The organism is Legionella birminghamensis (genome assembly GCF_900452515.1).
GTDB classification, from domain to species: Bacteria; Pseudomonadota; Gammaproteobacteria; order Legionellales; family Legionellaceae; genus Legionella_C; species Legionella_C birminghamensis.
Genome location: NZ_UGNW01000001.1, coordinates 420,319 through 434,266, shown reverse-complemented (window position 1 = coordinate 434,266; position 13,948 = coordinate 420,319). Strand labels below are relative to the sequence as shown.

The window sequence follows — 13,948 nt, the reverse complement described above, 5'->3', positions numbered from 1 at the left end:
CATGCTGCATGATTCCTTAGCAGATATCTTTTTGTCCTTTAGCCAGTTCAATGTCCTATTTATCATTGCACTGGCTGGTTTTTTACTCATTAATAGACCCCTGTTTTTTCAGACAGCCTGTCTGACCGCCTTTGATATTGTGGTGAATGTTGCTTTGAAAGGGACATTTAAGGTACCCCTGGCAGCCTGGCTCGGTAAGGGCTACGCTTTTCCAAGCGGCCATATGCAATTATCGACCGTTTTCTATCTCTGGCTGGCCTGGCATACTCCCCGGTTATCACTCCGGCTTCTGGTTGCGGGCATTCTCTCAGCCATCGGCGCAGGACTCATCCATTATGGCTATCATAATTTCTATGATGTACTGGGTGGATTATTGTTCGGAGGCATTCTGGTTTCACTCTATTGGTACATCAGCCTGAAATACGCCGTATATATGCCATGGATATTAGCCTTAGCAGCTACCCTGTTAATGGTTTACAATGGCTTGCAATATACACCCATTCCAAGGTACTGCTGGGTTGGATATTACTGCTTATTAGGTTTAATTACGGCAGAAAGGATAATCTTAAGAGATGAACACAAATACTACTGGCGGCTGGTGGTCTGGCGTTAACTGCCTTCTTTTATTATTTTTTCTATGCTGTCCTTTTCATTCTATACAGGCAGATATGCTGACCATTTCTACACCCGGAAATGGTATTCATTTTGAGCAAAAAGACATAATCAAACACCCGGCACTTGTAGATATGGGACAGATAACCCTGCCCGCTTATCCCAACCAGGCCCTATCCCTGAAAGGGGTTCCTTTGTGCAAATTACTGCAAGGTCTGTCCTTCAATCCAGAAAATTATTTAAAAGTGACCGCAAAAGACGACTATATCGCCTATTTTAGCATTAACGATTTTTATCCTTGTGCCAGCAACAAGATACCGGCATTCCTTATAGCAGAGGATCCTCAATATCCCTGGCCTTTAATTATTAATTCGGATCGATCTGCCGGTCCTTTTTATCTGGTTTTACTTGGCAAGCGTTTTTCAGAATCAGTGTATGGGGTGCACGGCATGGAGATTGTTGCCCAACAGCCTCTGGAGGCCACTTTATCAGCCGCAAAGATGAATGCACAAGAACTCGCGGGAGCCCGCGTATTCATAGCTAAAATGCAATGTTTGTCATGCATTGAATGGTACCGGCAGCTCGCATATGGCTCACGATCTGAACAATCCAAATCCGTTGAACTATTTTAGCGAGGATGAATTACGCCGCTTTATCCGTGATCCACGCTCTATCCGCCCGGTCATTAGCCCGAAGAAATATGCATTTACCCCGGGAGATTTGTCCCTTCAGGCATTAAATGAACTGATTGCCTTTCTGCGTTTTGTCCAGGAAAATACGAGTCCGTCAACACAGGCAAATCACTGAATGCCAAACCAGCCACCCGTATCACCACCAGCCCAGCAACCGCCTTTACATGCCGGGATTTTACTGCTGCAAAGCTGTTTGAACTGTCCCTCTTTACTAATATCTTTATTTTCAAACCCAGAGGGTTGGCAAATACGACTGGCATAAGAACCCGGGACCCGGATCTGGCCGACAACGCTAATGTCTGGAGAAACGGCATAAGCGCCGGCGGTATGCGAATAGCAGGCAATATAACACCCTGGCTGCCCTGTGTAACTATTATCAGTTGGCAACTCCACTTTGAGCGCCCCTGGATAAGGATGGTTAATAACCGCCTGTCCCTCAATGACGTATACCGGGAAAGGGGATGGCAGTAAATTCCTATTGGCATCAGGAACAGCCAAGGGTTCAGCCTGGGCATAACAGCTCATACCTAACAGAAGGACTGACAGTATTTTATTCATTTTGAGCCTCCATTTATCTACTTTCTTTAGTATATGCCTTTTTCAGATACCGGTAACTGCCGTCGATACAGCACCGATCATCACAAGATTCACTACCGCATTAATTTTTCCTTAAGGTATCCCTAGGTTAAATCAGCTAAAATTAAAATTATTTCGCTAAAAGTAAAACAAATGTACATTTTTGCTGAATTACACCTCGAAAAGATTGACGATAAAAAAGGCGGCAAAAACAAAGTCGGCGGCTTTTATAAAGATACTAAAACGGGTAAAGAGTATTTTATTAAACAACCGGAAGATAAAAAGGAGCTATTTACTGAATTACTGGCCGGTCTTATCTTAAAAGAAATGCTAAAGCGTTCCCTGATTGATTCGCAATATACGGATTCGCTGATTTGTGCTGATGTCATTCAAATGTCTGATGGTTCTTATGCGCTTATTCAGCCTAAAATCGATTTTGAACTTCTTTTTAAGATAATAAATACTGGGTTTCGGGATGGTTCTGACCGCAATCCGCGGCTCGAAGCAGCAGACGGTCCTGCCTATTATATGTCACTATTGGATGTAAAAAACTCTTTTGGACTTTCAACCTCACTGATGCTGTCAATGTTGCTTGGCGATTACAGTGTGCATAGCGCCAATATGGTGCGCCTTACCCGCAACCATGCCGGTAGAACCATCTATCAATATGGGAAAATCGACTGGGGTGCCGCTTTTCGCAATTATGCCAGAGATGAAAACACGAATAATATTATTTACGGTTATGAATCGCTCGGCAGTATAAACCATAAACGGGTCACAAAAGCTTATTTTTTAAACTACAAGTACATTCCTGGCATATACGAAGCAATGAAGCAAAAAGCCATCCAGTTGGATACGCGGCTTGAATCGGAGTCTTTCGCGGAGATTGTTTATTCTGCCTTAAAACAAATACCGCCTGATTTATTCAAACAAAAAAAGCCGGGACGGCAAGCCTCCCCTGATTCCCCAAAAGCACAGCGAAGCAGTGACAAGTTCGAACTGGAAGTGCAGCATCAATTGGATGAGACTGATCCTGAGGAACAAGTAATACTTGCTGACTTATCCGATTACACCTTTATTGAAAGCTTCAAAACGCTTCGCCTGGGTGATGAAAGCAGTATGAGAAAGGTCGCTGAGGCCTTTGCAGCAGTGATGGACAATCGTTTACAAGTTATGAAAAGCTTACAAGCCCCTGAGGACAACTTTAAGGATAAAGCCAGGAAATTATTTTTGAAACAACCGACCAGTGTCCATGAGAGCATCTTTATTCCTCATGAAATGGGTCCCACGATTTGGGAAGAGCCCTTTCCTGTTCTCGTCAAAGCATTTACTGAATGGACTGCCAAGGATGATTTTTCTCAAATTGACATGACAGCTGTAGTCAATCAGCTTAACCGCTATATTGATTTTTGGGCGCAGCAGGGAGAGTTATTAAATCTCTGGGGAAACAACAACCCATCACAGAATATATTTTCCCCCTTCGCTGACGGCTCTCTTGCCCCCAAGTCTGTGCGCGGGCACGCCTATATTTATCAATATCGTGAGGCGACTTTAATGCGGCGTATGTCGTATAGCTATAAGTTTGTGGATGAGAAAAACCCCCAAGGCGTATTTGCTACCCATAGAATCTCTCCCTATGAAAACCCCATCGCCAGGTATGTGGCAGCCAATCCAGACTCGTATTGGGCTTTATGCCAGAATGCCGTCACCGAAGGACAGATCATCCTCAATACATTACAAATCATACAGCGGGCACAGCTTTCCTCCATCCCCCCCGATGAAAATACTGTATTAGGCTTTCAAAAATCAATTAAAAATTTTTTATATCATAATGAAAAACTTGAGCGCTTTCTTAAGCAAATGCCCCCTCAGAAAACCAACAGCGGGCAATATAGCAGCGAGTTTTTTTACCCCATACCAAAACAAGAACTAAAAATGATGTCCGCTGATCAGCTGGCCACCATTTGCCTGGAAGAATTGAATGCCTGGGAGGTAAGCGCCTTGCTTACTGATATTGTCAGTGACAATGAGCTTTACTCAAAAGTGGAAGAGGCACTTTCAAGTGGCAAATTTATGGGACGTGCAGATAATCCAGCCACTAAAACAGCTGAATTGCATAAGTTCTACCTGTTTATCAATACTTACAAGCAATTTAATCTGGCTGAAACATATATTAAAAAACAGGAAGATCGCCAGATAATGTTCGAGCAGCTCAAAGCGCTGGATACTAATCTCAAGGGTGAAGCAATGCGGTTGTTACAGGAAGCCGATGATCATTTGCTTAGCCTGCATCAACAGGAAATTGATTATGAAGAAACGCTGGAGGCCTTTAATAAAGACCCCAATCAGTCTTCCCTGGAGCTATTAAAATCCCAGTATGCGGTTTTGCCGTCTGATATCCAGGAAAGTAAAAAGGAAACTCTGGAAGCAGCAGAGGAGGGCTTGCGACAACTTCTATTGGAAAAAACGTATCTCCTCTCTGTTAAACAATATGAGGAAGAATCTACAAGCTTAAATTTCATATCTTTAGAACAATGCTATCAGGAACTCAACGAAATTTACCAATCAAAACATCAGGAGAGCTACAAAAAAGCGAGCAGCATCAACGACCGGCAAAATCTAATTAGCGCCTATCAGGGCAAATTGTCCGCCTTCGAAACAGAAAATAATGCAGACAATCTACATGCTTTAGAAACCGCCTTTCAGGCATTATCAGAGGATGACAAAACAGTTTATCGGCCCAGTTATGAAAAAGCGGTCAAATTAATGGATTTTAAAAAACTCTACGATGAGGCTCTACAGGGAGAATCCGATGTTAAGCGATTCCTTGCCATTTCAGCGCAACTTTTAGATAAATATCCGCATCTCGATGAAGCAAAAAAAGAGCAGTATAAAGCGGACTATGATGATTTAGTAGCAAGAGAAAAATATTATACGGTGCTTCTGGATGATCAGGTTATTTCGCAGTCTACTCCGGTCAATGAGATTGACCCTGTCCTCGAAAAAATATTTGCAAGCCCTGACCTGGCTGGTTCGCCATGGCTGAAAGAGTTCAGGGAGCACGTGCTTCAGGATAAGCGATTATGGGATGCTGTTAAACAGTCCCTTCCTTCATTAAAACCACATCTAATCAATGACCTGTTGATTCTCAAAAAATTTCATGATGAGAGGATATTAAGAAATAGCGGGAATAAATACGGTTCCGAATACTCAAACTCGCTTGACCGATTTTATGAGGAGGCACTTAAGATAAGATTATCTGGCCAACCCATTACTGATCAGGCTAATGCCATGCAGGAATACGCTAAAAAAGAATTCCAGGCCCGTCATTCCACCCGCCGCTTTATTGCTGACGTAGTGATGATGCTAACCTCTCTTTTTGGCGGCGTTTTTGTGGGTGTAGGCCGCAAGCTTTCCGGGAAAACATTTTTCTTCAGCACGTCTGAAACTCAAACAACACGGGAGGAAGATTTCAATTCCCTTCTTAAGGACCAAGAGGAAATAAACGGGGATAACCCTGATGAAGAATCCTTATTTAAGAAACCATTTTCAGGCGGATGATCAGGTCGTGACTTCCGTTGCATGCACCTGCGGCAAATGTTCAGTCATACTGACAGTCTGTACATAAACGGATTGATCCTGCGCGTTGGTTAATTTGAACAATTGCTCATTGCTGGCAAGGTTCGGATCATTAATCTGAGTCACATGCGCGCTTTCCAGACTGATACTGTCAAAATCAGTGCTGGCAGCTGACTGCTTTCCATCAGCGATAATTTTTAGCACATTAACATGATCGCCGCTGCTCAATTCAAAATTAAGTTGATTATTCTGAATCAATTGATGAACCGCTTCGAAATCAAGTTGCAGGTTATTATTCCCCTTCCCGCTCATATCGATGATTTCCCAGTTGGATATGAAATGGTCTTTAAGCTCGGAGGCATTCAAGCCCATATTTAATTGATCAAATTGAATGGTATCCATTCCAGAAGTACCAGACATAATCCCCAAATGACTCAGGTCATCGGTGACATATACCACCTCATTTCCGGCACTCAAACTGGATACATCCTGGGTTGCCATCAGGCCGCTGAAACCCAGATCTTCAATGCTTACGGTATAATCAATTTGGTTATGGCCAACCGCGCCGCCATCATCAGTGATCGCAAAATGAATGGATCGCGTGCCGCCGCTAGTCTCGGAGGCTACTGGCACAAAAGTTATCGCCTGAAGCAATAACTCAAACACATCGACAGGCACCGCTCCGCCATGACCTGAAAAAAGCAGATGATAAGGGTTGCCATCATTGATCTGGGTGATATCAATCTGGTAGTTCTGGTTTTGATAAGTTATGATAATACTGTTTGTTCCAACTGTTACACCAGGCAGTGTTCCATTAAACTGCAGCAGATCACCCGCCAAAAATCCGCTGGTACTGATTTCAACGCTGGTAATCCCTGCGCTGTCAATGTCAGTCAAGGTATTAATGCCTGAGGCCGAGGTCGTGGTGAGCTGGTTGATATTAGTGCCGATATTGACGCTGAATACTAAATCGTTGTAGTCGCTGTCGCCAGCACCGAATAAGTCCTCAAAACCAATGAGCAGAAGTCCGGCATAATCAGCCATGTTTCCGGTGTTATTAAAAGTGATACCGCCAATTGCATGCGCATCACTGTTGATAGCTGAGTCCGCATTAAGGCTATTGTCATGTGAAAAGAAAACATCTCCGCTAACAACGGTGCCATTAATTTTTACCTGACCATTTTCAATAGTCACATCATTATTGAGATCAGCCAGGCTGGAATAATTTCCCTGAATTAAATTGGCGTTGGCAGCAAGGGCGGAACCATTAGCCACTACAAAAAAACCAATTCCCTGGCCGGGCTGCAGGGTATCCGAAATTGTATAAGTGCCTGACTGAGAAATACCAAAGCGAATATTATGCAGGGAACTGCCGTCGGGAGTATCTGTTGCCAGCCACATAAACCCCACTTTATCCGAAATGATCTGGCCATTACTATCAAAAATGTAATAACCCACCATATTGTTATTAGCAGATCCCTCGGTTATAAAATTAACCGTTATCTGGACGGGAGTGTTGATTATGGTATTAGACAAATCAACCCCATGTTCCGGCACAGTAATCGTTTGCCCGCCGCTGCCGCTTAATTTCTGTGACAGGAGATACTGGGCTGCCTGAGCATCCGTCAATTGCAAACCCTGGGCATCCCGGTAAAACTCAATCGATTGATTTGTTATGTTAAGCACGGCCGGCGAGTCAACCGCATTGAAAATGGACGTATCCTGTGCGCTAAGCGCATTGCCATTGTTATCCTGGCCAAATACCTGCAATGATAAAAGCCCATCGCTAAGACTGGATGCATTGAGCTGGCTGATATGAAACATGCCATTGCTATCCAAGGCAGCAACCCCTGAAATCTGATTGCCTCCCGCATCACTGAGAATAAAATTGATGGTGCTGGATGAAAAATCAACGGCATGCCCGCTAATATCGATAAAGGGGGAATAATTACTGGTAACCAGATCGGCTGTAAGCGAACTGGCCACCGCATCAAGGCTTGCTGTCTGCCCCCCCGTCAACGGATCACCATTATTGTCAATGCCTGTCACCTGTACCGAAATAGTCCCATCGGTAAGGGATGAAACATCTAGTTGATTGAGATTAAATGAGCCGTCACTCGCAACAACAGCCGTAGTGGACACCTGGTGTCCATGCGTATCCTGCACAATGACGGTTAATACCGTTCCGGGATATATGTCTGTAGTCTGCCCACTGATATCGACAAGTGGAGAGTGGCTCACCGTTACTAGTTGTGCGCTGATAGAGCTAACCAATGCATCGAGCTCTGTAGTATCGCTGGCAACAAGGCTATTGCCATTATTGTCTGTGCCTGTCACCTGAATAGTCACATTGCCATCCACCAAGGCAGACACATCAAGCTGGTTAAGTTGGAAAGATCCATCACTATTGACCGTTGTCGTGCTTGATACTTGATTGCCATGGCTATCGCTAATAGTAATGGTCAGGACGCTTCCTGGATAAACATCCACACTTTGCCCGCTTATGTCGACTAAGGGTGAATGGGGATAGGTAGTCAACTCCGTGGTTAATGCGCCCTGCAAGGCATCCAGCTCAGCGGGGACGTTGGCCGTTCTGATGACGCCATTGTTATCTGTTCCAGTGACTTCCAGCACAATATGACCATCAATTAATGAGGAGGCATCAAACTGATTAGTCTGAAAATGCCCGTCACTGCCGACTACAGCAGTTGTATGAATTTCGTTTCCGTGATTATCGCTTATAGTGACATTCAGAATACTGCCTGCAGGAATATCGGTGGTTTGTCCATTGATATCAATTAAAGGGGAATGGGTCAATGTGACAACCTGCGCCGTCACCGAGCCTGGGACAGCATCAAATTCAGCCTGGCCTGTTGCCTGCAGAATTTGCCCGTTATTATCAACTCCGGCAATAGAAACAGTAATCTTTCCGTCAGTCAGGCTGGAGGCATTAACATTGGCCAGGCTAAAACTGCCGTCAGGATTAATAACGACTTTGGCATTAACTGTATGTCCGTGTTTGTCCACAATCCAGGCATCCAAAACACGACCAGATAGGATATCGGCCGATGTACCGCCAATTCCAACAATGCTTTGATTTTGCTGAGTAGTTAAATTAATCTTGAGAGCGCCTGCGATTGCATCCAATACAAGTTGATCATTAGCAGCGACAATCTGTCCTAATCCGTCTACAACGGTAGCATTAATAGTTAAGGTGCCGTCAATTAAGCCCGATAAATCAATGCCATTCAAGCTATAACTGCCGCCTGTAGTGACGGGAATAAGACTGCGCACCTGATTACCCTGGCTGTCAGTAATCGTAACAATCACTGTCGAACCTGGCTCAATGTTAGTCGTTCTTCCGATGAGATTCATCGAATAACCGCTACCGCTACTGCGCAATGCCAGTTGGCCATCCACTGATAAATTGCCTGGCTCTTTAGGATCATAGACAATTACGCCGGGATCATTCGGATTACCAGGGGGAGTTGGAGTGAACTTCGAGTTATCAATATCCTGTGACTGGTCGTTATTTGAAGTATCGCTCAAAGTGGAGGTTTCTATTGATTTTCCGCGCGGTTTATATTCAGCTAAAAGGGCGTCCTGGAAGTGGTCGCCTAAGGGAACCAGCAGCGATTGGCTGGCAAAATCATTACTGTCGCCCATTAACTCAAGGCGGCTGACCAGGGTTTTAAAAAGTTCATAGAGAAAGGACAAATTAAAGAAGCTAAAGCCTGGCTCCTCTCCTTCGGCAGCGGGGAACCAGTCATTCCATTCTTTATAGGCAACATACCCTGTAACCGAGGAAACGATGGCAACAGCAAGCAGAGCCAGGTAATACTGGTTACTGCGATTATATTCCATGTTAGCCATCTGATTCTGATCGTACATGGAAATTAATTGATATAATTGCGGGGAATTCGATTCTATCGCGTCAAATAACAAACTCGTTAATTTAAAGCGGAACCCCTTCAACAGTCTTAATAACTGATGATCATTTGTTTCAATGATTAGGCTTCCTAGCGACGTATCAATTATATCATTTTCGATTATAATAAAATTTTCATTTGCACTCAGCTGGTTCGTGCTTCGGTAAATTTGAACAATTCCCTCTGTCTGATGTACGCGAAGAACACGAGCGGAGTGGTTCGCATAATCCATCAAAACCCCCAACTTACTACTTATAGTATATATAGCTGGTCGGTTATTGCCCAACAAAAAGTGCTAAGGATGTGTAAAATTAAACTAAAAATACACGCCAATCTGCGCAATGACAGAATCCGCTGACTTTCCTGTACCGATTGTATTGGAGTTCGATAGACCAGGGGCCGCGGCACCATTTGCGAAATCACTGACAGGAAAATCCTTGTCGTGGCGGTATTCAAGGCTTTCGACAGTATCCTTCCATATCGAAATATTAAACACACCTGCGATACGGCTCTTGGGTAAGTTGAGCGCAAGTGTTTCCTGAGACCATTGATATCCAAGCGCAACTGAGGCTGGCTTATCAAATGCCATAAATGTCACCGCTCCTTCCAGTTGAGCTCCCTGGGGTTTGGCGCCATACCCGTTAAAGCTCAGATCCTGTGTACGAAATGCCCTGCTTGCACCTACCCATTCAGCGGTCAGGCTATATCGATCAAAACTGACGTTACCGTGAATATTCAAGCCCTGGCGTTTTGATACCGCTTCATTACCATTGGTGGGAGAAGCGAATCCTCCAAACGTTGTCAGAGGCGCAGATCCAGTGCTCTGCAAGCCCTGTGCATCGGCGATAGAACCAATCAATCCGCCGCCCACTTCACCCGACGCATCTCCATGTTTAAAGATATAGCCGAGATTAACACCACCAACTGCCGAATGGCCGAGCGTCGTATCCGATTTGAATCCATAGACTGCAGCAAATGGGCCTGTATCCGTCTGGGATTTATAACCCAGAATAAAAGGCCTGGTTTTCGTTCGCGTAATCGACTGAGTAATAGGCGAGCTAATCATTGAACTGGAATAACGGCCAAAAGGCGCATAAAGCTGTCCAGCCGTAAAGTAAAAGGGGCTTTCATCCAGATTGCCGATGTTAACAAATCCAAGATTCAGACCAAAGGCAGAGTTTGCCAGACGTTGGCCACCAACATCAGGAGGACTCTCATCATAAGCAATACCGATAAATGCCTCGACATAGCTATTCAAGGCCGCCGCCACATCCAGCTCACTGGATCCCAGCGTTAAATCACCGCTTGACTGGCCAACATAGGGCTGACTGAAACTGGCAACCGGTTCAGCCTTTCCGCTCAGCGCGATAATTGGGGTATTCGGAACAGGATAACCAATACGCTGATAAGCATCATACAAGCGTCTTCTCTGCTGCATCAGGCGGATATCACGGTTAATACTGGAAATATTGACGATATAATCAGAGCCATCAAATGCGGGTCGATCACCCAGATAGGGTGAAGTAACAACCGGGGTTCCTGCTATATAAGTAACAACCTGATTGTCAGCCAAAAGTGCGGTTGGATAAAAACCAATCGACTCCGGGTGTCCTTCGGGTGTATGAATTGATAAAGGTGCGCTGTGGAATCGGTAAGTGGTACTTGCGCCTGTCTGCGCTGATTTTGTAACTGGAGCGGGCGCCGTTTGCTGTGCTGTTTGCGGTGGTTTTCGAGTAAGCCTAACTGGTTTTACAACCGATTTTGTATTGCCGGATTTTGCTCTTTGGACAGTATTCTTGTTAAGCGATGACTGAGCGACTAATTGCTTTTGCAATTGGCTTAGCTGATTTTGCAGCTCTTGAGTCTGACGTTGTAATTGCAGGATTTGTTGTTGTAATTGTTCATTATCGGCTGCAATTACCGGGACTGAAACTGCGGCCAGGGCAATGATTAAAGCTTTGTGTTTCACGGGTACTCCTGACTTATTTTTTTTTTCTTCCACATAAAGGCGAGGACGATTATAGCCTGCAGAACCCTGGCTGGCCAGCCAATTGTGTAATTTTTATCTTGAAAGAAAGGAGGAGAACAGAACATATTTTATGAATCTGTCACTCCCGCGAACCGGGAATGACAGCAAGCTTTCAGCATAAAGACTTCAGAGAGTCTTTAGTCAATTATCCAACCCATTTAAGACCGAAGTATGGACCATAAAGACCAAAATCACTAAAGGCCACGGTACGTGTACAGCATTGGAATTCAATATCTTGCAAGGCGTTAAAATAGTTAACAACCTGATATCCACCTTGAATATTCAGCATTCCCTGCGCTACCGGATAAGCATAGTTAGCTCCCAGTTTAGCCTCTACGCTGGGTACAATGCTATGTTTTGAGCCATAGTCATTTAGGGCAACCAGGCCAACATTATAAACATCAGCTCGGTTAATTCTGGAAGTACCATAAAGAATAGAGCCCGCAGTGTTAGCAGTGATGCTAAAGCTTGGAGTTACATCATAGGCGTAATCAATACCAATAACCGGACCTACGCCATTGAAATCTGTATTGTTAAATGTTCTGACACCAAAAGTACCCGCTTGTACTGTTAATGGAACATTATAGTAATAAGTTGAATCAACCTGAATATCAGCATACTGTAAACCGCCATAAAAACGAGCATTTTTAAGCAGGCCGAAATCTACATGTTGCCCCATTACCAGATTGACCTGGTCAAAGCGGTTGTCAACATACTGACGGAATGTTCCTGGAAGAAAGTCTTCAAGTGCAGTCACATAGTAAGGACCATAATAGGGAGCAAGCCTGCTGTCCGCATCATAGTGCATCCAGGTTGCTGTTATATCATTACCAGTACTGAAATGATAGGAACCCTCCAGGCGGTAGCCCCAACCCCAATCAGGATCAACGTCATTGTAGTAATTGTTAAGTAAGGTTCCACCCAGTTCATAACCGCGTTGAGCGCTGTAAATAGGTTGCAGGTAAAGCGCCTGTATGCCCAAATCCCATTGTTTCGCTTCACAGGGAACTGTAACATCACCTGGTGTACAGGTAGGTGCAGGAGGCTCAGAGTACATCCCTGCAGAAGCCATGGTACTTACAGTCAAGCCTAACACAGCCAAAGTCGTTTTTTTCAACATATTCACTCCATTTCGTAAAAAAAAGCCCATCACTAGTGATGGGCTTTACTAAAGCTGTACAGCTATTATACGTTACCGACCCATTTCAGACCAACGTAAGGACCGTGCAGAGCGAAGTCGCTTTCGTTGACAGTTGGGAAGCCAGCAGCAGGATATCCAACGTGGTTCACGTTGAAGTAGTTAACCCACATCCAACCAGCATCCAGAGTCAGGTCACCTTGTGCCATTGCATAAGTGTACTTAGCACCCAGTTTAGCTTCTAACTCAGGAACCATAGAAGTTTTGGAACCGTGAGCGTAGCCCAGGCTGGAAGCGACAATACCGTTGCTGAAATCGCTGTCACCAACCAGGATTGCAGTAGCGCCATTTGCATAGATAGCAAATCCATTACCCCAGTCGTAAGACATGTCAGCACCAACACGAGGACCGAAACCACTGAATTTAGTTTCGAAACGGCTGTTAGTTGTTACACCATCATAGTACCAAGGACGCAGTCTCAGATCATGTTCGATACGAGCATACTGAACACCACCGTGGAAACGGATGTTTTTGAATTCGCCGAAATCAACGTGTTGACCGAATTCAACGTTAACAGCATCCCATTTAGGTTCCCAGCTCAGGTGATAAGGTACGTTAGCATCCAGGAAATAATCGTAAGTGTTGATACCACGATCATCATCATTGTCCCAATGGTACCAGTTAACAGTCAGATCATTTCCAGTGCTGAAATGGTAAGAACCTTCGATTTTGAAGCCCCAATCGAAATCAGGATCATTTTCGTTGAAACGGTAGTTGCCAGTGAATGGATCAACAAATGCACCGTGGTAACCGAAATCGCCACTGTATACAGGCTCAAGATAAAGAGCAGATACACCAAAGTCCCAAGCTGTTCTTTCGCAAGGAACTGTAACATTGCCAGGGGTGCAAACAGGACCCATGGTTCCAGCAAATACTGCACTGCTACCTAAAGCAAGAACAGCTACCGCTGTTTTTTTCAAATTTAACATGCTTCATCTCCACTTTTTTATTATTAATTTCCCGTTTTGCAGTCAAACCCATCAGGTTGACGACAGTACGCAATCATCGCTCTAACCGAGAACGTACATGGGCAAATTATCAAGCGCGGATTTAGCAAAGTCAACAGTATTTCATCTAATTTTCAATATAATTTTTAAAAACTGTTAAGCAAATTCTACTAAGTGATTTCAAAATAATCATCGTAATCAACTTATTGTCAGAATTAATTTTTTAAGATATGGTTTACCAGAAAAACCAAATGGAATAAATTCATCCTAAATGCAATTATTTAGCGCACGACAAAAGGCATTATAGTGAACACAATGATTAATTTCATTCCCTGCGAAAAATAAAAGGCATGAGCATATAAAATTTCAGGAAAAACATGCATTAT

The 13,948-nt window shown here is 44.1% G+C and carries 9 protein-coding genes; 4 read left to right on the top strand and 5 right to left on the bottom strand.

Translation table 11 applies throughout. The features are described 5' to 3' along the window. Position 1 precedes the first annotated feature (1 nt). From DYH42_RS01845 to DYH42_RS01835, 3 genes are read left to right on the top strand one after another with little or no spacing between them, the layout of a single operon-like run. Complete coding sequence (locus DYH42_RS01845; RefSeq protein WP_058523332.1) at positions 2-613, top strand: phosphatase PAP2 family protein; 612 nt, start codon at positions 2-4, stop codon at positions 611-613. After that, positions 573-1,244 carry a hypothetical protein gene (locus DYH42_RS01840; RefSeq protein WP_115316909.1) on the top strand — a complete coding sequence of 224 codons (672 nt, stop codon included), beginning with the start codon at positions 573-575 and terminating at the stop codon, positions 1,242-1,244. Before DYH42_RS01845 ends, DYH42_RS01840 begins: the two co-directional genes overlap by 41 nt. After that, on the top strand, positions 1,201-1,419 hold the full coding sequence (locus tag DYH42_RS01835) for a hypothetical protein (RefSeq protein WP_131792974.1): 219 nt from the start codon (positions 1,201-1,203) through the stop codon (positions 1,417-1,419). Before DYH42_RS01840 ends, DYH42_RS01835 begins: the two co-directional genes overlap by 44 nt. Here DYH42_RS01835 and DYH42_RS01830 read toward each other — a convergent pair. Further along, on the bottom strand, positions 1,413-1,829 hold the full coding sequence (locus DYH42_RS01830) for a hypothetical protein (RefSeq protein ID WP_420324121.1): 417 nt from the start codon (positions 1,827-1,829) through the stop codon (positions 1,413-1,415). The two genes, DYH42_RS01835 and DYH42_RS01830, sit on opposite strands and share 7 nt — an antisense overlap. Positions 1,830-2,033: 204 nt before the next feature. Here DYH42_RS01830 and DYH42_RS01825 point away from each other — a divergent pair, with 204 nt between their 5' ends. Continuing rightward, on the top strand, positions 2,034-5,441 hold the full coding sequence (locus tag DYH42_RS01825; RefSeq protein WP_058523328.1) for a LepB GTPase-activating domain-containing protein: 3,408 nt from the start codon (positions 2,034-2,036) through the stop codon (positions 5,439-5,441). Here DYH42_RS01825 and DYH42_RS01820 read toward each other — a convergent pair whose 3' ends face one another. From DYH42_RS01820 to DYH42_RS01805, 4 genes are all read right to left on the bottom strand, one after another. Continuing rightward, complete coding sequence (locus tag DYH42_RS01820; RefSeq protein WP_058523327.1) at positions 5,442-9,620, bottom strand: beta strand repeat-containing protein; 4,179 nt, start codon at positions 9,618-9,620, stop codon at positions 5,442-5,444. It abuts the gene before it with no gap. Positions 9,621-9,704: 84 nt separating this feature from the next. Beyond that, entirely contained in the window at positions 9,705-11,357 is a 1,653-nt protein-coding gene (locus DYH42_RS01815) for an LbtU family siderophore porin (protein ID WP_058523326.1), read from the bottom strand. Between the two features lie 205 nt (positions 11,358-11,562). After that, positions 11,563-12,537 (bottom strand): Lpg1974 family pore-forming outer membrane protein, encoded by a 975-nt coding sequence (locus DYH42_RS01810; RefSeq protein ID WP_058523325.1) that lies wholly within the window; start codon positions 12,535-12,537, stop codon positions 11,563-11,565. Between the two features lie 65 nt (positions 12,538-12,602). Next, entirely contained in the window at positions 12,603-13,544 is a 942-nt protein-coding gene (locus DYH42_RS01805) for an Lpg1974 family pore-forming outer membrane protein (RefSeq protein WP_058523324.1), read from the bottom strand. Positions 13,545-13,948: the final 404 nt, after the last annotated feature.

Coding starts and splice junctions, on each gene's coding strand:
- DYH42_RS01845 (WP_058523332.1), top strand. CDS start 2: ATGCTGCATGATTCCTTAGCAGATATCTTTTTGTCCTTTAGCCAGTTC.
- DYH42_RS01840 (WP_115316909.1), top strand. CDS start 573: ATGAACACAAATACTACTGGCGGCTGGTGGTCTGGCGTTAACTGCCTT.
- DYH42_RS01835 (WP_131792974.1), top strand. CDS start 1,201: ATGGCTCACGATCTGAACAATCCAAATCCGTTGAACTATTTTAGCGAG.
- DYH42_RS01830 (WP_420324121.1), bottom strand. CDS start 1,829: ATGAGCTGTTATGCCCAGGCTGAACCCTTGGCTGTTCCTGATGCCAAT.
- DYH42_RS01825 (WP_058523328.1), top strand. CDS start 2,034: ATGTACATTTTTGCTGAATTACACCTCGAAAAGATTGACGATAAAAAA.
- DYH42_RS01820 (WP_058523327.1), bottom strand. CDS start 9,620: ATGGATTATGCGAACCACTCCGCTCGTGTTCTTCGCGTACATCAGACA.
- DYH42_RS01810 (WP_058523325.1), bottom strand. CDS start 12,537: ATGTTGAAAAAAACGACTTTGGCTGTGTTAGGCTTGACTGTAAGTACC.
- DYH42_RS01805 (WP_058523324.1), bottom strand. CDS start 13,544: ATGTTAAATTTGAAAAAAACAGCGGTAGCTGTTCTTGCTTTAGGTAGC.